The following is a 20,302-nucleotide window of genomic DNA, read 5'->3' as shown; positions in this document are numbered from 1 at the left end:
CTCTATTGTGATTGTCCTAGCAAAAGGAAACCCGTTTTGAAACCGTTTCAAAAAGATAAAGTCTTTACCCTCTCCTTTGCGCACTTGGCGCACGATACCTACTCGGCCTTTTTGGCGCCTATTTTGCCTCTTTTGATAGACAAGCTTGGGATAAGTCTTTTTATGAGCGCTTTTTTAGACATCGCGCGGAATGTTCCTGCGCTGTTGAATCCTTTTTTTGGCCTCATTGCGGAAAAAACGGGGATTAAATATTTTGTGATTTTAACCCCTGCTATTACGGCCGTGAGCATGAGCCTCATTGGCCTTGCGAACTCTTATACTGCCGTGCTTATCCTTTTGTTTGTTGCGGGCATTTCGGCCGCACTTTTTCACGTACCTTCGCCTACGATGGTTAAAGAATCAAGCGGCGAAAAAGTGGGCACAGGGATGAGCTTTTTCATGGTTGGCGGTGAACTTGCTAGGACGCTTGGGCCTTTGCTTGTGACCGCGGGAATTTCCCTGTGGGGGTTGGAAGGGATGTACAAACTCATGCCCCTTGGCCTCATCGCTTCCATCATTCTCTACATTAAGCTCAAAGATTTTGACACCAACAGGCCTGTGCAAAAGCCAAAAGAAAAAGGCGATACCGCGCGGGTGCTAAAAACATTTACACCGTTTTTATGTGCTTTGGCGGGGTTTATCTTGTTTCAATCGGCCATGAAACGTGCTTTGACGCTCTACCTTCCTGTGTACCTCATCGCCCAAGGACAAAGCCTGTGGTATGCGGGGATTTCTCTTTCTGTTTTACAGGGTTTTGGCGTTTTGGGTGCGATGTTTTCGGGGCACATTTCCGACAAAATTGGCAGGCAAAGCACTCTTCTCATCGCAAGTAGCGGTTCGGTTGTTGCCATGGCGCTTTTTATCTACACGGGACACATGGCCTTTTTGGCGCTGTTGGGGCTTTTTTTACTCTCAACCGGCCCTGTACTCATGGCAAGCGTGCAAGACACAAACTCCAACATGCCCACTTTTCTCAACAGCATGTACATGTCTATCAACTTTGGAGTAAGCTCTTTTGTTGTCTTTGGCGTTGGTTTGGCGGGCGATATTTGGGGTTTACATGTAACGTACATCATCTGCAACATCATCGCACTTGGGTGCATTCCTATGGCGTTTTTATTGGGAAAGCATACCAAGCTAGCATAAAATGTTTTCCGCACCCCCTGGCGCGACGAGATAAAGGGGCGTGAAAAAAATTCCCATTATTTGTCTTTTGTGGCAGTATTTAGGGCCTTTCTTTTTCGCTTTGTAAAAAACCCACCATTAGCCTACCTTGGAGTGTTAAGATACTTTTCAATAATCTCACACAAGGAGTCAGTATGTTGGGTGAACTAAATACCTTTCTTAATGACCTGATTTGGGGCAATATTCTTATCTATCTATTGCCCGTTGTTGGTATTTTCTTTACGATTAGTTCTAGGTTTGTGCAGTTTCGCTACTTTTTCAAGATGTGGCACATTCTTAAGGAAAGAGACCACGACAAAGAGGGCCACATCAGCTCTTTTCAAGCGCTAATGCTCTCAGTAGCGGGCCGCGTGGGTGGTGGCAACATCGCAGGGGTTGCTGTGGCAATTACCCTAGGCGGGCCAGGTGCGGTGTTTTGGATGTGGGTTATCGCCCTTGTGGGGATGGCTACGAGCTTTTTTGAGTGCTCTTTGGCGCAACTTTACAAAGACAAAGATGCTTTTGATTCCAATGTGTACCGCGGGGGCCCTGCGTATTATGCGACCAAGGGTTTGGGACAAAAGTGGCTTGGCGCCTTGATTTCGGTGTTGTTGATGATTACCTTTGGGTTTGCTTTTAACGCCACCCAGTCTTACATCATCACTAGCTCCTTTGAGGCTTCCTTTGGGCTTCCTACTTGGGTTACGGGGGTGGCGCTAACTGCGATTTTTGCGTTGGCGATTTTTGGCGGAGTGCGACGCATCGCGCGCATGTCTGAAGTGATTGTGCCTATCATGGCAATGGGGTATTTGCTCATCGCCCTTGTGGTGATTGTGCTCAATATCGCCGAAGTACCTGCACTCATTGGCACCATCATCACCGAAGCCTTTTACCCCAATACGGCCATCGCCGGAGGGATTGGTTCGGTCATTATCATGGGGGCAAAACGGGGCATGTTTTCAAACGAAGCAGGTCTTGGCTCAGCACCCAATGTTGCGGCTGTAGCCTATGTAGCCCATCCCGTGCAACAAGGTGTGGTGCAATCTTTTTCTGTTTTTATTGATACGATTATTTTGTGTACATGTACCGCCTTTATTATTTTACTCTCAGGCGTTTATGTGCCCGGTGCTTCGGATGTACAAGGGGTGTTGTTGACCCAAAATGCCCTCATCGAACAAGTAGGGCCATTGGGGGGAATGTTTGTTTCTGTGGCGTTGTTTTTATTTGGGTTTTCTTCTATTTTGTACAATTACTATTTGGCGGAAAACAGTTTGAACTTTTTTGAAAACCGTAGCAAGGTAGCCTTTTTTGTCTTCAAGCTCATTTGTATTGCCCTCATCGTGTGGGGTTCTTTTCAAGACCTCAGTTCCGTGTTTGCCTTTGCAGATTTGAGCATGGGACTGTTGGCGGTTTCAAATATGATTGTCATTGCACTTTTGTACAAGCCTGTTTTGGTGCTCATTCGTGGCTATGAGCGACAGCTTAAAGAAGGAATCAAGCCCGTCTTGCGCTACGAAGATTATCAAGACTTTAACATTGGTCTTGAACCGTGGAAAGAGATTGTAGATCGCATCAACGGCGAAGGGGCAAAATGCCAAACGCCGATGCCTAAAGCGTAAACATGTAGCAGCAGCCAAACATCATGGCTGCTGCTTTAGTTATAATGCCTTCATTAAACGGGCAGGAAAGCGCATGTATAACAAAGATGGAATCCCTTTTTTTATTGTCATTATCCCTTTTTTTATCCTCTTTCTCTCCCTCTTTTTTGAAAGCTCTTATTACCTAAAAATGGCCGAAGAAAAACTCAATGCCACTAGCGTGATACTCAAAACCCCCGCCCTTACGTCTGTTCAAAAAGAAGCCGAGCTTTTACATGTAAAGCAACAACTAGATGCTAAATTTTTTGATTTTACGCTTGCTGTGGGCGTGGTGATGTCTTTGTTTATCATCTTTTTTACGTGGCTTATGCGCCATATCGTGAACGAGACCATTCAAGAGTACAAGGCCCAAGTCCACGCCAGGGAAGCTTCTTTGGAGGAGCTTAATCGTACTTTGCACGCTAAGGTTGCGCGGGGTATTCAAGAAGGCATTGAAAAAGATAAGGCCATTTTACGCGAATCGCGCCTTGCGAGATTGGGTTCAATGCTTTCTATGATTGCGCACCAGTGGCGCCAACCCCTTAGTGAACTCTCCGCCGTACTGATGGAGATGGAAATGGCCGCCAAGTTTAATCGCCTCAATGGCGCAAAGGTGCACCACTCTTTGTCGAAGTGCAATGAGCGCATCGAACACATGTCTCAAACCATCGATGATTTTCGCCTCTTTTACAAGCCCGACAAGAAAAAATCCCATTTTTACCTCAAAGATGCCTGCACCAAAGCGCTCAATCTGGCCAGTGCCGCGTTGAAGCATGCGCGCGTGGAGGTGGTGCTTACGTTTAAGGACAATCCCTTGGTTTGTGGCTATCCAACGGAGTTTTCCCAAGTGTTGCTTAACATTATCACCAATGCAAAAGATGTGTTTTTAGAGCGTAATATTCCCCATCCGCGTATGGAGATAGCCGTAGAGACCACGCCCACACAGCACTGCGTGTGCATCAGCGACAATGGCGGGGGCATAGAAAGTGTTGCGCTGGAGTACCTTTTTGACCCTTATTTTAGCACCAAAGAAAGCCATGCGGGCACGGGGATGGGGCTGTATATTGCCAAGATTATTGTGGAAAACAAGATGCACGGTACCATTCATGTGGCCAATACTGACGCGGGGGCGGCGTTTACCTTAACTTTTCCCAAGGAGCCCGTCGATGCATCATAAAGCGCTAGAGTACACGCTAAAACCCTTTTCGATTTTATGCGTAGAAGATGAAGTGGGCTTGCGCGAAATGATAGTCCAAACCTTAGGGTATTATTTTGGGACGGTGTATGAGGCGGGGGATGGAAGGGCAGCATACGAACTTTATACCATCCACAAGCCAGATATCTTGTTGTGCGATATCCAAATGCCCCACCTCAATGGCATCGATTTGGTCAAAAAAATCCGCAAGCAAGATGAGCACACCCCTATCATCATGCTTACCGCGTTTTCCAACGAGGGTGAGTTGATGGAGCTTATTAACGCGGGGGTTAACCACTATATTCTCAAGCCCCTTAACCTGAAAAAACTTGACGAAGCGTTGTTAAAGATTGTTAAATTGTTAGGTTCACCCGTCTCTTTAGGGTGTGATTGCATGCTAGATGTGCAAAAAAGGGTTTTGCTCTACTGCGGCACACCGCTAGAACTGCGTAAGCGTGAGTTTGACTTCTTGCTGTTACTTTCTAAACATGCAAACAAGGTGGTGCGTTATGAGGTGATTGAGATGGAGTTATGGCCCCATAAAAACATGACTATGGTGGCGTTAAAATCTTTTATCAAAGAGCTACGCATGAAGCTTCCTGCCAACCTTATTAAAAATATTCCACAAGTAGGCTACGCCCTGATGAAAAAGTAGTCCCCTCTTTGCCTTAAAGAGCGGTTCGACTACTGTATACCGCGTTTTAAAAAGGCCACCATCAAAACACAGAGGCGAACTTTATATTCCTTTACATGTAAACGTTTGCGTCACGTTTAACACGCACGGCAAAAGGGTGTAAGGGGGGATTTTTTAAATCCCATGTTTTTGACCAAGGGGTGTGCAGTGTTTTTTCCCGCAAGGAGGGTGATTTTTTGACACCCATTTTCCTTGCACGCGCAAAGCACATGGTTGATGAGAGAGGATTCGATGTCACCCTTTGGGTCGGGTTTATGGACTAGCACTTCTTCTATGATGGCCATTTTTCCTTCGCATGTTATGGAGCGCACATAGCAAACATTCGCCATTCCTATGATTTTATTTTCACGCAAGGCGACAAACAGTGCGCCCCTTGTGGGGTCTTGGATGATGGGAAGCAGTGTAGTATTTTGGGTTGGATTTTTTAGGGCGAGGCCTTTTGGATGCGAAAAAAACTGCTGGTAAAATGTGTTTATTGCGGGGATGTCTTCTGCTTTGGCTGTTTTGTAGTGGGTGGGGGTTTCTTTGTAGGTTGATTCGTACGCGATGAGGATTTTTTTGCGCTCAATCCCCCAACTGTACCCGCTCATGGCGCCACTTTTGGCAATGACACGGTGGCAGGGGATGAGGTAGCCGATGTGATTTTTCCCGATGGCGCTGGCCACCGCGCGCACGGCATTGGGGTGGTCGATGAAATTGGCGATGTCTTGGTAGGTGGTCACCGCTCCATTGGGAAGGTTTAACAGCGCTTTCCAAACGTTGATTTGCAGGTTGGTTCCTTTGACCAGAAGGTTGTATTTTTTATTGTTGATAAAAATATTTTCCAAATACGTTTGGGCTTTTACATCATCATGCACCATGTTGGCATTTTCCCACAGCTCTTTAAAGCGTGCAAAAATCACCTCTTTGTTTTGGTCAATAAACCCTAAATAGCAAACGCCTTTGTCGGTGTAGGCAATCAACGCTTCCCCAAAGGGCGTGAGGCCAAAACCATACGTGATGATGACGTCCTTGCCTTTTTCACGCCACTCTTTGGGTGTGACGCCGATGAGATTGACAAAGAGTTCGTGCAGTCTACTCACACTAGAAAGGCCCGTGTCAAGGGTGCTCTCCAAGATGGATTTAGACTCTTTGATGTGCTCTTTGGCGTAGTTAAGCGTTACCGAGTGCAAAAACTGTTTGGGTGTCACGCCCACGTACTCTTTAAACACGCGGATAAAATGGTATTTGCTCATGCCAATACTGCTAGCAATCACGTCGATGGAGGGCTGTTCTTTAAAATGTGCATCGATGTATGAAATCGCTTTTTCAATCAATTGATAATGAGTATGCAACACCGTGATGTCTCTCATCGCCCCTCCTCCTTTTTCTTTAATAAGTCGCACAGCCGTACACTTGGAAGTTTTGCAAAAGGGCAACCAGCTCTTTTTTAATCTTTACATGTAAGGCGGTGTTGCGCACCTCTTCTAGCACATCGCAAATACGATGGGCGATGAGCCGAAACTCTTTTTCTTTCATCCCCAGCGTCGTCAAGGCCGCAGAACCGATGCGCACACCCGAGGTTAAGGTGGCACTTCTTGTGTCGTTAGGGACGGAGTTTTTATTGACCGTGATGCCCGCATTTTCCAAGGCGATGCTTGCTTCTTCACCTGAGAAATCCCTGCCTAGCAATGATACCAAAATCAAATGGTTATCGGTCCCACCACTGACAAGTTCAAAGCCTCGTTGCAACAAAACCTCGCTCAAAACCTGCGCATTGCGCTTGACTTGCTTGGCATACGCTTTCCATTGTGGCGCAAGCACTTCGCCAAAGGCCACCGCTTTTGCCGCGATGACATGCAGCAGTGGCCCGCCTTGGATGCCTGGGAAAATAGCCGCGTTAATCTTTTTTGCAAGTGTTTCATCGTTTGTCATAATGACACCGCCCCTAGGACCACGCAAGGTTTTGTGCGTTGTCGAGGTGACGACATGCGCATGGGGAAAAGGGCGCATGTGTTCATCCGCGGCAACAAGCCCCGCAATGTGTGCAATGTCCGCAAGCAACAGCGCCCCCACCGCGTCCGCAATGGCACGAAACGCAGCAAAATCGATTTCGCGTGCATACGCCGAAGCACCGCAAACGATTATTTTAGGTTTGACAACCTTCGCAATCTCTAGCACCTGCGCATAATCAATCATCCCCTTTGCGTCCACGCCGTAGCTAAAGGATTGGTAATTTTTACCCGAAAAATTCACCTTCGCCCCGTGGGTTAAGTGGCCCCCTTGTTGCAAATCCATCCCCAATATTTTATCCCCCGCGTTTAAAAGCGCCGCGTACACCGCACCATTGGCTTGGCTGCCCGAATGGGGTTGCACGTTAGCGTAGGCGCATCCAAAAATCTCACACAGCCGCTCAATGGCAAGTTGCTCAATGGCATCGGCCCACTCGCAGCCTCCGTAATAGCGCTTATTTGGGTAGCCCTCGGCGTATTTATTGGTGAAAATACTTCCTGTGACTTCCATCACCGCAGGCGACGTAAAATTTTCACTGGCAATCATCTCAAGGTGCGTGGCTTGGCGTGTAAATTCACGCTGTAAGATTCCAAAGACGGTCTCATCCGCCGCAGATAAACGTGCATGGGTAATAAAGTGCATCGACGCTCCTTTTAGGTTTATGGTGCAAGTGTAGCCATAAACAGCCCTTTCCTCAATCCAAAAATTGCCAATCTTTTTGGCAAAAGCAATTTTCGGATTCTTGCCTTTTTGCGCGAAATAAAATCCGCAAAACCCTTACATGTAACAATTTGAAAAATTGAGAATGATTTTTAGGTTTAAAATGCTGTTATTGGGAATTTTCATCGGGAAAGTCTTGACATATTTACCACATACTCCTATCCTATTCGTAAGAATACTTAAAATATCACAAAGGAGTCACACCATGAAAACGTCCTCAAAAACACTTCGCGCAGGATTGCATGAAACCTACGAAAACGACCCGATAAAAGCCGATTTGGCTGTTTTTGGTCGTGAGAGCGACCCCATCACGCGTCGGGGGTTTTTGCAAAAAAGCTCTCTTTTGGCGATGGCCGCTGTGGTGGGGTCAAACATCCCTTTTGCTGATAGTATGCCAGCAGGCCTCATTCCCGCAGCACTGGCCAATACGATTGAGCCCTTTAGCGTGCCAGGAAAAGACGGGCTCATCTACCTCAACGACCGGCCTATTAATGCCGAAACACCGCCCCATTTGCTAGATGACATGTTTACGCCCACCAAACATTTTTTCATCCGAAACAACGGTGTTCCACCCGAAGAGGCTAGCATCGACCCGCAAACGTGGACGCTAGAGATTGCAGGAGAGAGTTGCCTTAAGCCCCAAACATTTACCCTGCCAGAACTCAAAAAAAAGTTCAAACACTACACCTACGCCTTGCAACTTGAATGTGGCGGCAACGGACGGGGTGAGTTTAATCCGCCCGCCACAGGAAACCAGTGGGCTAACGGAGCAGTCGGGTGCGGGCGATGGACAGGCGTGCGCTTGCGCGATGTGCTCAAAGCCACGGGCATTAAAGATGACGCGGTGTATGTGGGGTATTATGGCGCAGATACGCACCTAAGTGGCGACCCTACCAAAGTAACCATCTCCCGCGGGGTGCCTTTGGGCAAAGCCCTTGAAGATGAAACGCTTCTCGCATGGGCGTACGAGGGCGAGGATATTCCATGGCAAAATGGCCATCCTTTGCGTTTAGTGGCAGGAGGTTGGCCCGCTTCTGTGAGCGGAAAATGGCTTAAAAAAATTGTCATTCGCAACATCGAACATGATGGGGAAAAAATGAAAGGCCAATCCTACCGCGTGCCGTGCGAGCCTGTGGCGCCAGGGTCAAAAGTGCCTAACGAACAGATGTGCATCATCGAATCCATGCCTGTTAAATCCATCATCACTTTCCCGCAATCTGGCATCACGCACAAAAAAGGCGAAACCTTTGCCTTTAGGGGCAAGGCTTGGGCGGGCGATTTGGAAGTTGTGCACATGGATGTGTCTATCGATTTTGGTGCTTCGTGGCACAAAGCTACCCTTCAAAAGCCGGTTAATCGTATTGCATGGCAAGGGTGGGAGGCTTCGGTGAAGTTCCCGCAAAAAGGCTATTACGAAGTGTGGGCGCGCGCGACGGATGCGCATGGCAAGGCCCAACCCATGATTTTGCCCGCATGGAATCCACGGGGCTATTTGAACAATGCATGCCACCGCATCGCTGTTCAAGTCGTTTGAAAGGAGTAACCATGAAAGCGCAATGGCTAAAAACCACCCTGCTTGCAGCGCTTGGGGCGATAGCCTTAAACGCCGCAAGCCCCGCATTAGACCCTGAAACAGGCCTTGTGATAGCTCCTGGATTTGATGAGGTGAAAACAAACTGTACCGCCTGCCATTCGGCCAAGTTCATCACCTTGCAACGGGGCGACCGCGACACGTGGCTTGGGATGATCCGCTGGATGCAAAAAACCCAAGGGCTGTGGGAGTTTGACGCCCCGCTTGAAGCGACCATCTTGGATTATTTGAGCGCGTATTACCCCGCTGGCCAAGCTTCACGGCGCCCGCACCTCAAACCCGCCCTTTTGCCTCCAAATCCCTACGAATAACACAAGAACCACCAAGGACATTTTACGTCTTTGGTGGCCTTACATGTAAGGGTTTTTTCCCTTACATGTAGCAATTTTCATCAGCCACAGTTTTGGTTTTATGTTACTATCACCATTATGTTTACAAGGAAGTTCCCATGGATGTTTTCTCGCTTGGTTCAAACGTTTTCTTGGCGTACACGGCGTATGCTGTTGGCACAGCCAGTCCAGGGCCTAGCAATCTTGCCATCATGAGCATGGCCATGCATTCGGGACGCAAAATGGCGTTAATCTTTGCTCTGGGTGTTGCGTTTGGCTCTGCATTTTGGGGGTTTTTGGCGGCACTTGGGCTTTCAAGCATCCTCATCCAATACGCGGAAGTGCTCATCGTTATCAAGATTCTTGGAGGGCTTTATCTTTTTTGGCTTGCGTTTAAATCCGCGCGCGCCGCCTTGGCAAAAGCCTATGTCATCCCTCCGCAAGCGCAAGCAACGCCTTCTTCTGCCTCAAAGATTTTTTTCCAAGGCGCGCTTATGCACCTTAGCAATCCCAAGGCGATTTTTGTATGGCTTTCCATCGTAGCACTGGCATTACCTGCCCACACGAGCACCAGTGACGCCCTTTGGATTGTGACGGGATCGTTACCTATTGGAATCTTTGTTTTTTGTGCCTATGCGCTTCTTTTTTCAACCCACAGGGCAAAAGCCCTCTACCTGCGCACAAAGCGGTACTTTGATGGTACGCTAGCACTGCTCTTTGGCTACGCAGGATGGCGCATGCTCACCTCGAAACAGTAACCAGGACCTAGCCTCTAGTTACTGTTTTTTGCGTCAGTTTTCACCACCTGTGTAAAAATACACCTGTGTACTTGAAAGAAGAGAAGAAATGTTGGCACCTTAAGTGAATTTGGTGTAAAATATTTGACCTTTCTTTCAAAGAGACCCCATGCAGTACTTGGCTAACAAATTGGTCGTTCGCTACCTTCTCTTGCTTTGTGCGACCTTTGTGTTTTTCTTCGTTGTTATTTTCTCCTTGCAAGCGTACGTGCGCTCTTTGGAAAATGCTATCAACAAAACCGAAGCGGAGTTTGAGCGCCGCACAGAACAAATCAACACCGTATATTCTCTCGCCCAAAGATTTCAAATCAAGATTCACACCATCGTCTACACAGGGCAAACTGCCCAGTTGCGCCAAAAAGTGCTTCAAGAGATTGAAACACTCACGGATGAAATTTTTACCCTCCACACCTTACTTTCTTTGGCAAAATGCCTTGAAACTATCCCCCAAACGCACCAGCTTTTAGACGTACTACCCCCGTTGATTTTAGAAACAGAAACCCTTTCGCACGCACTTTCCGAGGCCGTGGGTGAACGCAATGCACTGTTAGAAAACCCTACGCCCAAGCTCACGGGTGTTGCGGCTCAAATCCATGCGATTAACAGAGATATTTACCTTAAATTTGACACCCTTTATGGGGCGATAGAAGCACTTCTTGAGGTTGCAAAAAAAGAAAAAACACTCCTTGGTCTTAAAAACAAAGAGACAAAAGCCCACTACTTGCGCGTTGAAATCGCCCTTGTTTTGCTCTCGCTTGCTATTCTCCTCGCGCTAGCGGTGCTTATTCTGAGGCAACTTATTGGACTGTTTAAACGCCTTGAAAGCCAGCTCAAAATCGACCCACTCACCAAATTGCCCAACCGTTTTGCCTTGTTTGAAGAGAGCGCCCAGTGCGCAGTGCCGCTGTTTGCCATCACCAATGTAGACGGGTTTCGCACCATCAACGAACTCTACGGCACAGAAGCGGGTAATGAAGTGCTCCTGCAACTCTCCTACTATTTGCGCAATTTTGCCAAAGACCACCAGCTCAAACTCTACCGCACTTCGGGGGATGAATTTGCCTTTTACCACTGCCAAAATGGTTTTACCCTTGACTCTTTTACCGCGACAATCGCAGCGCTCTTGGAGGCCATCAAAGAGCACTCTTTTCCCATCGAGTGCATCGGAGAAACTATCAAGCTTTCTTTGAGTTGTGGCATCAGTGGGCACCCTAAAAACCCTTTAGGAAAAGCGGACATGGCCATGCACCGCGCTAAGGCAAATCACTTAACGTATGCTGTTTACGACGAAGAAAAAGACAGTTCAAAGGTACTTGAAGAAAACCGCTACTGGATAGGACAAATTCAAAAGGGCATCAAAAGCAATGCCTTTGAGCCTGTATTTCAGCCTATTGTAGACGTGGAGGGATACCCTGTTAAATACGAAGCCCTCATGCGTTTAAAAACCCTGAGCGATGAAGGATTGGTGGAATATATCCCACCCTTGTATTTTCTTGAGCTTTCCCATAAAATGAAGTCTTACCACGTGCTCTCTAAAATGACCATCCTTAAAAGCTTTGAGATGGTAAAAAACAGCGGGGTAGATGTGAGCATTAATTTGTGTTACCAAGACATTATTAACGCGTCTTTGGAAGAAGAATTGCTTAGGGCCATCAAAGCCATGGGCATTGGGCCTAAAATCACCTTTGAAATCATGGAAACCGAAGACATCCAAAACTATGCTGCTATCAAGGAGTTTATGGCGGCGTTTAGACCTCTTGGTGTGAAGCTTGCCATTGATGATTTTGGGTCGGGGTTTTCAAACTTTAGCCATATTGCGCTGTTGAAACCAGATTTTATCAAGATTGATGGCTCGCTTATTAAAAACATCGACACCGACGCCTCGTGCGAAGCTTTAGTGAAAGCCATCATTACACTCGCTTATGAACTAGACATCCGTGTCATCGCGGAGTTTGTGCACTCTAAGGCTGTGTTTGAAAAATCAAAATCCCTTGGTGTTAGTCTTTTTCAAGGGTACTATTTTTCGCCTCCTCGGGCGAAAATCGTTTCAAACACTACCTCGCTGATGCCGCCAATACATCCCTAATCTCTCTTAGCAAGAGCGCTTCTTCACTAGGCTTGGGCGGTTCGATGGGTTTGGGTTGTTCTTCTTCGGCTCTTTTGAGGCGGTTGATAAGCTTTACCGCAACAAAAATAGCCATGGCGATGATGAGAAAATCAACAATGCTTTGGATGAACGCTCCGTATTTTATGGCTGCATCTCCCACGTCAATGGTGAGGTTGCTAAAATCCACGCCACCGGTGAGCACGCCCACAACAGGCATGATGACATCTCCCACAAGGGAAGAGACGATTTTCCCAAACGCCGTTCCAATGACCACGCCCACGGCAAGGTCAACTACATTGCCCTTCATGGCAAAGGTTTTAAATTCCCTGACAAAGCCCATACACCACTCCTTTTTTCCACTAAGATAAAAGGAGCATTGTAGCAAATAATACGCAAGAAAATAGCTTTAGAAAAAACCTTTTCCCCTTCTCAAAAGGGGTAAAGGACGCCTCCTTTCTTGCCCCTTAGCGTCGCTCTAAACTAAGCAGTCCCAAGCCTAATCCCACAAACAAAAGACCGCTAATTTTGTTAAACCAAGCAGCCCTTTTGGGGCGCGCAAACCACGATTTTAAGCTTTGCGCAAAGGAGGCATAGACCATGAGAATGGTAAAAGAAAGTACCATAAACGTCAAGGTAAGGATGAAAAACTGCGGTAAAATCGGGTGGTTTACGTCCATGAAAAGCGGGAAAAGTGCTGTGAAAAAGAGGATGGGTTTGGGGTTGGTGGCACTAATGAGGTAGCCTTTTTTAAAGAGCCCAAAGAGTTCTTTTTTACTCTTTTTTTCCTTTACATGTAAGGCAGTAAAAGCATTGCCTAGGTTTCTAAACTGCTTGATGCCCAGATATATGAGATACAAGGCTCCCAAGACTTTAAACCCTAAAAACAGATAGACCGATGTGTGTAGCAACACTCCAAGGCCTAGCATCGCGGCACTAGAGAGGGTGAAAAGGCCCAAGATATTTCCCAAAGACGAAAGGGCCACTGCCTTTAAATCATGCATCAACGCATTGTTGATAGCCAGAAGAATGGCAGGTCCTGGCGAGACAATCGCCACCAATGCTACGCCTGTGAAGAGCAACCACGTATGCAGTTCCATCGTTTCTCCTTTTGTGCAAGTATAACTCAAATTGCCCCCAAAAGATGCCCTCATTTTCACCATGCGCGCCCTTACATGTAAGGGTGTATTACCCAATCCACTGGCACTTTTTGTTACAATGCAGACAATTTTTTTAAAGGCACAACCAATGAACATTTTATCCATCCAATCCCACGTGGTTTACGGCCATGTGGGCAATGCCGCCGCGGTGTTTCCCCTGCAGCGCCTTGGCGTGGAAGTGTGGCCCATCCACACGGTGCAGTTTTCCAACCACACGGGGTATGGCTCATGGAAGGGTCGCGTGTTTGACGGGCAGTCGGTGGACGAGTTGCTTGAAGGCTTGAAGGAGCGCGAGGTGTTGGGGCGTTGTGATGGCGTGCTCTCAGGCTACATGGGTTCGCCCGATTTGGGATACGCGATTTTAAGTGCGGTGGAAGAGGTTAAAAAGGCTAACCCTGAGGCACTGTATTGTTGCGACCCTGTCATTGGCGATGTGGGACGCGGCATCTTTGTGCGACCTGGGATTCCTGAGTTTATGAACGAGCACGCGCTGGGCGTGGCGGATATTATCACGCCTAACCATTTTGAGTTAGAGTACCTTTGGGGCCAAAAAGCCTTACATGTAAACGCCCTCAAAGCGGGCATTGAAGCTGTTCAGGCCAAAGGCCCGCGCATTGTGCTGGTCACTTCGGTGCATTTGGATGAAACGCCGCACGATGCGCTAGATTTGGTGGCGGGGATGGATGGCGCGTTTTGGCGGGTGCGCACGCCCAAGCTAGGTGTTGCGTTAAATGGCGCGGGGGATGCCATCGCGGCGTTGTTTTTTGTCCATTATTTGCGCACGCGTTGCGTTAAAACTGCCCTTGGCGAAGCGGCGGCTTCGGTGTACGGGTTGCTTAAAAAAACCGAATGCGCAGGCGCACGGGAAATCCTCCTTGTGAGCGCCCAAGAAGAGATTGTCGCCCCTTCGTGGCGGTTTGAAGTGGAAGTGTTATAGAGGGTTACTTCTTACATGTAAAGGCGAGGCGAGGAGTGATATTTTTGCCTCGCTACGCCTATAAAATGTTACAATAAAGCGGTTGTTATCACCAAGAGCAAAAGGACTTGCATGGCGCTTTTGAAGAAAAATATATGGCTTATTTTTTATATTTTAGGCGTGTGTATCACCCTTCTTTTTGCAAGTATTTCTTACCTGAAGTACAAAAATATCTACTTTCAGTACCAAAACGCGCAAGAAAATATTGTCGAAATCGTCTCCAACGCCACCTATTCGCTTTTTGACACCCATGAACGGCTGATGGATATCATTGGGGTGAGTATTCTTCAAGATGAGCACCACCTTTACGAGAGTAATAAGATTGAAGACCATGTGCAGCCCTTGCTTGAAAACCCCTCCCTTGCGGCTTTTGGTGTGACGAAACCAAGTGGAGAATTTATTTATGGGAGCACGGACCCTAACCCAAAAAATTTAGGAAATCTTTTAGACATTCCCCAAAGCCGAGACTCTTTTTTAGAAACGCTCACCAATCCTAAAATGACCTTTGGCAGGACCTATTTTTCCCCTTCTGCCAAGCTGTGGGGCATGCCACTGCGCAAAACCCTTCGAGACCCGCAAGGAAACCCTGTTGTGGTGATGACAGCACTTTTACGCTCAAATAGCATTTACGACAACATCATCAGTACGGTGAAAAACAAAGAAAACTTGGTTATCTTTGTTGTGCGAGATAGGGATTTGTATTTTCAGTACCATTCCCAAGCCAACCACGTCAATAAGGCCCTTTATGATACGCCCCTTTCAAGAGCGTTTACCGATGCGGTGTATGAAAATGCGTCTAAACACTACCACCTGTTTCCTTCCGCGCTAAGGGAGCAAGGGCGCATCGTCTCTTTTTTGTACCAAGAGGGCGATGAAGACACGTACCTCACCAGTTTAAAGTTTAACAACACGTACCAGCTTTGGGTGGTGTCACGCACACAGTTAAAAACGGTTGTGAATGATTTTTTGCAAACGTTTGGTGTCTATTTTGTGTTTTACCTTGGGTTTGGCGCCCTCTTTTTCTTTCTTTTTAGAATGATAGCCACCGCAGAAGAAAAACGGCGCAAAGATTTGGTTTACCAAGCCACACACGACCCGCTGACGACCTTGCCAAATCGAACCTACCTGCAACAGCATGTCGCTGCAAAGTCGGAGGCCAAAGAGGCTCTCTTTAGCCTTTTGTACATAGACATGGACCATTTTAAAAACATTAACGACAGCTTTGGGCACCAGTTTGGCGACTATGTGCTCATTGAAATCGCCCATCGCCTTAAGGCTGTTTGCCCAAAAGAGGCGGTTGTTACGCGCTATGGCGGCGATGAGTTTATTATCGTCACACCCCTTACGGGGCACGATGCGTTGATGGGCTTTGCCGCGTCGCTTATTGAGGCACTTTCCAAGCCTTACCATGTGCATGAGCTTGTTTTTAGTATCGGTGCTAGCGTGGGCATCGCGTTGTGCCCGCACCATGGGCGAGATTTAGACACCCTGTTGCGCTCCGCGGACATTGCTTTGTACGAATCAAAGAAAATAAAAAATACAGCCCACATCTTTGCAGACACCATGCAAGAAGGGTTTTTGAAAAATATCCAAATCGAACAAGCCTTGCGCCATGCCGTTGGTCAGGGTGAACTCTTTTTGGTCTACCAGCCGCAGGTTGACAAAGAAGGTACCCTTTATGGCGTCGAAGCGTTGGCGCGGTGGGAAAACCCCGCCCTTGGGATAGTGCCACCGGATTGTTTCATTCCCCTTGCTGAAACAGTAGGGTTGATGCCACAACTTGGAAAGTTTATCCTAGAGAGGGCATGTTTTGAAATCAAACCCCTTCAAGAGGACTACCACTACGACTTTAAACTCTCCATCAACATTTCCGTGCGCCAATTCATGGAGCCAAGTTTTTACACCCATCTTTTAGCAACCGTTGAGACTAGCAAGATGAGCAACCTTGCCTTGACACTTGAAATCACGGAGAACCTTTTTATTGAAGATGTGCATTACCTCGTCCCTCTTTTACAGCAAATCCGTGCCCTTGGCATAGAGATTTCTATGGACGATTTTGGGACGGGGTATTCTTCGTTGAGCATGCTCAAAAAACTACCCATTGATGAATTAAAAATCGATAAGAGCTTTATCGACGGCATCCAAAACGATGAAATGGCCAAAAAAATGGTGCAAAATATCATCACCATCGGCAAAAATTTTGGGATGCGGATTTTGGCAGAAGGGGTGGAGACACAAGAGCAAAAAGAGCTGTTGCTTTCTTTTGGGTGCGATTATTTTCAAGGGTATTACTTCGCTAAGCCTTTGGCACAAAAAGAGTTAAAGCAGTTTTTACACGAGTGTTTTTAAGCCTAACTCCTATAGAATTGGGCAGATTAAGCACTTCATAAAGGAGGAGTCATGGCAAAAGGTAAAACGGTTCAAAAAGAGACGAAGAAAAAACCCGAAAAGTCCCTAAAAGAAAAGCGCGAAGAGAAAAAAGCAAAAAAATCTTAGTGCTATAGCGGGGGCATAACGCCCCCCCATCTTCTTTTGGCCAAAGGCACTTCGTCCCAACCTCATCCACCAACCCCGCACCTTCTAGAGTAGAACATAAAGGAAAGATATGAAAAATGCACTCATCATCAACGGACACCAATACTACCCCAACATCGCCGAAGGAAAGCTCACGCAGCTGTTCATCGACGCGGCTGAAACCTTTTTAAAAGAGAACGGTTTTAACGTCAAGCATGCTAAAGCGCAGAGTGATTACAGCCCGCTTGAAGAGGTGGAAAAGTTCAAATGGGCGGATTATTTCATCATCCAATACCCTGTGTACTGGATGGGCGTGCCGTGGATGATGAAAAAATACATCGACGAAGTCTTTTCCGCAGGCGCTAATAACGGCATCTACGCTAGCGACGGGCGCACGCGCAGTGACGCAAGTAAGCGGTATGGAAGCGGGGGATTGATGCAAGGGAAACACTACATGCTTTCTTTGACGTACAATTGCCCCGCTTCTGAGTTTGATGATAAAGAGGGCTTTTTTGATGGTTTGAGCCTCGATGAAGCCCACGTTGCTACCCATAAAACATGGCAGTTTTGCGGCGCAAAACCCCTGCAAACCTACTCCGTGCACGACATTTTCAAAGGTGACTTGAACATCGAGGCTGAAAAAGCGAAGTTCGTAGCGGTTTTAACCAAAAACTTTTTAGGATAACTGTTTCGTGTATAATACGTCCACGAAAACCAAAAAAGGATAAGTTGTGGCGTATTATGATTGGGTGTTGACGTTTCACATTATGGCCTTTATGTCGTGGATGGCGATGCTGTTTTACTTGCCCAGACTTTTTGTGTATCACGTCGAACACGCGGAAAATGAGGGCTTTAAAGAGGTCGCCAAAATCCAAGAGTACAAGCTGTACAAATACATCGGTTTGCCCGCGTTTTGGGCTACGCTAGCCAGTGGCGCGACCATGCTCATCCTCGACCCCCAGTTGCTCTCAAGCGGTGGGTGGCTGTACGCCAAGTTTACGGCCCTCATCGCGCTGACGTGGTATTCGTTTTCCCTAGAAACCTACCGCAAAGCTTTGGCTGATGGAACGTGTACTAAAAGCGGTAAGTTTTTCCGCGCCTACAACGAAGTCCCCACCTTTTTAGCCCTGCTCATCGTGGGCTACGTCATCTTCAAGACCTTCTCATGGGCCTTTACCCTCATCACCATCGGCATCTTCGCGGTCATCGCGGATGTGATTTTGGACGGGAGAGGGAAGAAAAAGTAGTTTAGTCGTACTGCAAATCCAATTTTCACGAAAACCTTGTTAAAGACTTGAATTTTTAAAGAAAATGGCATGAAAAGAGCATGTTTTGATATAATAAACTCAACTAAAACAAGGTTGTTGCGTGCCAACTTTATTGAATCAAAACGGCTTGAAATTTTTCTTTTACGCAAACGAACATGAGCCAAAACATATTCATGTGATGAAAAATGATGATTTTGCAAAGATAGAACTTGTAAGCTTGAGGGTAGTCCAAAATTTTTTAAATCCTAAAGATTTAAAAATGGCACTCAAAATTATAAAAGAAAATCAAGAGAAATTTGAAAGGATTTGGGATGAATGGTTTAATTAAGGGCAAAGAAGTGCATTTTGATGAAGATTATTTACATGTAAAGCTTGAAGATGAAAGAATTATATCAACCCCTCTGAAGTGGTATGAACCACTCAAAAAAGCCACCATAGAACAATTAAAAGATTATAAATTTATCTGCGCAAACAGTGGCATCGAGTGGGAATCAATCGATTATCACTTAAGTATAGAAAGCATGTTAGGAGTGTCGCTCAAAACAGTAGCGTGAGAAAGAGTAGAGAAGTTTAGAGTTCAGCCCAGACTTTTTATTGAGAGCATTTAAATTAGTAAAAAGTAAATACCTGAGACTATTTTTTTGCATCGTGGGTGAAAAAGACACACGCTACCTCAAATGGTAGAACTGGTGGCCGAAGACGCGGGAATTACGGTGTTTGTGATTGCGCGGTAAGTGCGCAATGTTCTTCTTGCTTGAAAAAACTTAAAAGAAAAACAAGAAAAATGCTCACAATAAAGCCAGTAACAAAACCCACCACCACAATGAGTTTTTTCTTTGGTTTTATTGGATGGTCCCTAACAACATAATCGCCCACTACTGCTGAGTTTTGAATGTTTTGAGGTGATTTCTCATAAACCAATCTTTTAATGGTTTGCTCAAGGTCTAACTTTTTGTTTTCCAGCTCCACATCGCGTGCATACTCAAGCTTTCTTACGGCATCGTTCGTAAGCTTCTCCCTTTCTCGCTGAAGATTCACTATAGTCATATTTCTAATGTTTTCTATTTGCAACTCTAAATCCCTAATGGCAACTTTTTCTATATTCTCCCTTTCTCGCTGAAGAGCTGGAATTTGGTTGTTATGGATATCAAGTATTTGTAAATTTAAATCCTCGATAGAGTTTCTAGCATTTAAAATAAGATTTTGGTAGTTTACCATTTGGATAGAGACGATTGTTGCTTCGGCGCCACTTTTGGTTTGGCTATAAAGATTTTTGATTTCTTTTGTGTACTGCTCTAGGTTGTTTTTGTAGAAGGCTACCTTGGCTTCTAATGAAGGAATTTTTTTCTGCAGAAGAAACTCTATTTCTTCATTAATTTTAACAATTTTTTGAGTTTCTAGCAGCTGAATTTGTCTCTCAAGTTTTACAATGTCTTGAGATAAAAGTTTTTCTATTTCTTCGTCTATGCTGGCTATTTTTTGTGTTTTTAAGATTTCAATTTGAGTGTCTATGTTTTTTCGCTCAAAATTATCAATAGCCAACAAGGCGTTTTGTGCATTTGTAATGACATTGCTTTTTTCTCTAACATACTCATCTATTTTTGGCTGGTAAAAGTCTTGCAAGAAGTTGACCACCTCCATGTTTTTTGCCAAAGCCTCTTTGTTTGAAATCCCTTCTGTTTTTATTTCAATAAAATCTCTTAAATTTTTAGTTGAAGAGACGCTCGAAACCGCCGCAAGAGACTCTTTTCCTGCTGGAGCCTTGTCTTGAACATGAAAAACAATGTTTAACATTTTGGTGATAATGTCGGTATTTTCAATAAGTTCAGACCCAATGTATCCAATTCTTACGTTTGCCTTGACTTCATAGATTGGTGTTTGCAAAAAGGCATAGAGTATTCCACAAAGAGTAATTACTGAAGTCAAAAGAACAATAAGCCATCGTCTAAGCCAAAGAGTTTTAAAAAGTTCCCTTAAGTCAATTTCGTCTTCATGAATTATGGTTGTATTCATCAGGGGACTCAAAAGGCAATTTTAATCAAAAAAGCAAGCGATGCAACAAAAAGAAGGAAGCTAGAAAAAGAAGCGGCAAAGTAAGCTGTAGATTTTTTCATGGTCTCAC

Annotated in this window: 19 protein-coding genes; 14 read left to right on the top strand and 5 right to left on the bottom strand. The window is 46.0% G+C overall.

Annotation, left to right across the window (positions count from 1 at the left end; all coding sequences use genetic code 11):
- Positions 1-36: 36 nt before the first annotated feature.
- From AC5SLM_RS04370 to AC5SLM_RS04355, 4 genes are all read left to right on the top strand, one after another.
- Positions 37-1,185: an MFS transporter gene (locus AC5SLM_RS04370; protein WP_495249714.1), complete on the top strand. Its 1,149-nt coding sequence runs from the start codon at positions 37-39 to the stop codon at positions 1,183-1,185.
- 173 nt (positions 1,186-1,358) lie between these two features.
- Positions 1,359-2,822, top strand: a complete 1,464-nt coding sequence (locus AC5SLM_RS04365) for an alanine/glycine:cation symporter family protein (RefSeq protein ID WP_495249713.1) — start codon at positions 1,359-1,361, stop codon at positions 2,820-2,822.
- Positions 2,823-2,895: 73 nt separating this feature from the next.
- Positions 2,896-4,017, top strand: a complete 1,122-nt coding sequence (locus AC5SLM_RS04360; RefSeq protein WP_495249712.1) for a sensor histidine kinase — start codon at positions 2,896-2,898, stop codon at positions 4,015-4,017.
- A complete protein-coding gene (locus AC5SLM_RS04355) occupies positions 4,007-4,690 on the top strand; it encodes a response regulator transcription factor (RefSeq protein WP_495249711.1) in 684 nt (227 codons plus the stop codon). The genes AC5SLM_RS04360 and AC5SLM_RS04355 overlap by 11 nt, the downstream gene beginning before the upstream one ends.
- A gap of 116 nt (positions 4,691-4,806) precedes the next feature.
- Here the strand turns inward: AC5SLM_RS04355 and AC5SLM_RS04350 are convergent, their stop codons facing one another.
- Together AC5SLM_RS04350 and AC5SLM_RS04345 are read right to left on the bottom strand one after the other, a co-directional pair.
- Positions 4,807-6,081 (bottom strand): GNAT family N-acetyltransferase, encoded by a 1,275-nt coding sequence (locus AC5SLM_RS04350; RefSeq protein ID WP_495249710.1) that lies wholly within the window; start codon positions 6,079-6,081, stop codon positions 4,807-4,809.
- A 19-nt stretch (positions 6,082-6,100) separates the two neighbouring features.
- Positions 6,101-7,363, bottom strand: coding sequence for a serine hydroxymethyltransferase (locus AC5SLM_RS04345; protein WP_495249709.1), 1,263 nt, complete (start codon positions 7,361-7,363; stop codon positions 6,101-6,103).
- 283 nt (positions 7,364-7,646) lie between these two features.
- On the opposite strand from AC5SLM_RS04345, the gene AC5SLM_RS04340 reads away from it, so the two are divergent.
- The 4 genes from AC5SLM_RS04340 to AC5SLM_RS04325 all read left to right on the top strand — a co-directional run bounded on the left by AC5SLM_RS04340 (position 7,647) and on the right by AC5SLM_RS04325 (position 12,244).
- Positions 7,647-8,975, top strand: coding sequence for a sulfite oxidase (locus AC5SLM_RS04340; protein ID WP_495249708.1), 1,329 nt, complete (start codon positions 7,647-7,649; stop codon positions 8,973-8,975).
- Positions 8,976-8,986: 11 nt separating this feature from the next.
- Positions 8,987-9,343, top strand: a complete 357-nt coding sequence (locus AC5SLM_RS04335; protein WP_495249707.1) for a cytochrome C — start codon at positions 8,987-8,989, stop codon at positions 9,341-9,343.
- A gap of 137 nt (positions 9,344-9,480) precedes the next feature.
- Entirely contained in the window at positions 9,481-10,119 is a 639-nt protein-coding gene (locus AC5SLM_RS04330) for a LysE family translocator (protein WP_495249706.1), read from the top strand.
- Positions 10,120-10,267: 148 nt separating this feature from the next.
- A complete protein-coding gene (locus AC5SLM_RS04325) occupies positions 10,268-12,244 on the top strand; it encodes an EAL domain-containing protein (RefSeq protein WP_495249705.1) in 1,977 nt (658 codons plus the stop codon).
- On the opposite strand, the gene mscL is transcribed toward AC5SLM_RS04325, so the two are convergent.
- Both mscL and AC5SLM_RS04315 read right to left on the bottom strand, forming a co-directional pair.
- Positions 12,213-12,605, bottom strand: coding sequence for a large-conductance mechanosensitive channel protein MscL (gene mscL, locus AC5SLM_RS04320; RefSeq protein ID WP_495249704.1), 393 nt, complete (start codon positions 12,603-12,605; stop codon positions 12,213-12,215). The two genes, AC5SLM_RS04325 and mscL, sit on opposite strands and share 32 nt — an antisense overlap.
- 124 nt (positions 12,606-12,729) lie before the next feature.
- The gene (locus AC5SLM_RS04315; protein WP_495249703.1) at positions 12,730-13,362 is read right to left on the bottom strand and encodes a LysE family translocator; all 633 of its coding nucleotides are present in this window, start codon (positions 13,360-13,362) and stop codon (positions 12,730-12,732) included.
- A gap of 148 nt (positions 13,363-13,510) precedes the next feature.
- Between AC5SLM_RS04315 and pdxY the strand changes: the two genes are divergently transcribed.
- From pdxY to AC5SLM_RS04285, 6 genes are all read left to right on the top strand, one after another.
- Positions 13,511-14,359 (top strand): pyridoxal kinase PdxY, encoded by an 849-nt coding sequence (gene pdxY, locus AC5SLM_RS04310; protein ID WP_495249702.1) that lies wholly within the window; start codon positions 13,511-13,513, stop codon positions 14,357-14,359.
- A gap of 111 nt (positions 14,360-14,470) precedes the next feature.
- The gene (locus AC5SLM_RS04305; protein ID WP_495249701.1) at positions 14,471-16,747 is read left to right on the top strand and encodes a bifunctional diguanylate cyclase/phosphodiesterase; all 2,277 of its coding nucleotides are present in this window, start codon (positions 14,471-14,473) and stop codon (positions 16,745-16,747) included.
- 256 nt (positions 16,748-17,003) lie between these two features.
- Entirely contained in the window at positions 17,004-17,597 is a 594-nt protein-coding gene (locus AC5SLM_RS04300) for an NAD(P)H-dependent oxidoreductase (protein ID WP_495249700.1), read from the top strand.
- A gap of 46 nt (positions 17,598-17,643) precedes the next feature.
- The gene (locus AC5SLM_RS04295; RefSeq protein ID WP_495249699.1) at positions 17,644-18,159 is read left to right on the top strand and encodes a CopD family protein; all 516 of its coding nucleotides are present in this window, start codon (positions 17,644-17,646) and stop codon (positions 18,157-18,159) included.
- Between the two features lie 121 nt (positions 18,160-18,280).
- Positions 18,281-18,508 (top strand): DUF4160 domain-containing protein, encoded by a 228-nt coding sequence (locus AC5SLM_RS04290; protein WP_495249698.1) that lies wholly within the window; start codon positions 18,281-18,283, stop codon positions 18,506-18,508.
- Positions 18,492-18,734, top strand: a complete 243-nt coding sequence (locus AC5SLM_RS04285) for a DUF2442 domain-containing protein (protein WP_495249697.1) — start codon at positions 18,492-18,494, stop codon at positions 18,732-18,734. The genes AC5SLM_RS04290 and AC5SLM_RS04285 overlap by 17 nt, the downstream gene beginning before the upstream one ends.
- Positions 18,735-18,888: 154 nt before the next feature.
- On the opposite strand, the gene AC5SLM_RS04280 is transcribed toward AC5SLM_RS04285, so the two are convergent.
- Complete coding sequence (locus AC5SLM_RS04280; RefSeq protein ID WP_495249696.1) at positions 18,889-20,193, bottom strand: Wzz/FepE/Etk N-terminal domain-containing protein; 1,305 nt, start codon at positions 20,191-20,193, stop codon at positions 18,889-18,891.
- Positions 20,194-20,302: the final 109 nt, after the last annotated feature.

Source organism: Sulfurospirillum sp. HTRB-L1 (assembly GCF_059415125.1).
This window is presented reverse-complemented; position numbering and strand designations above follow the sequence as displayed.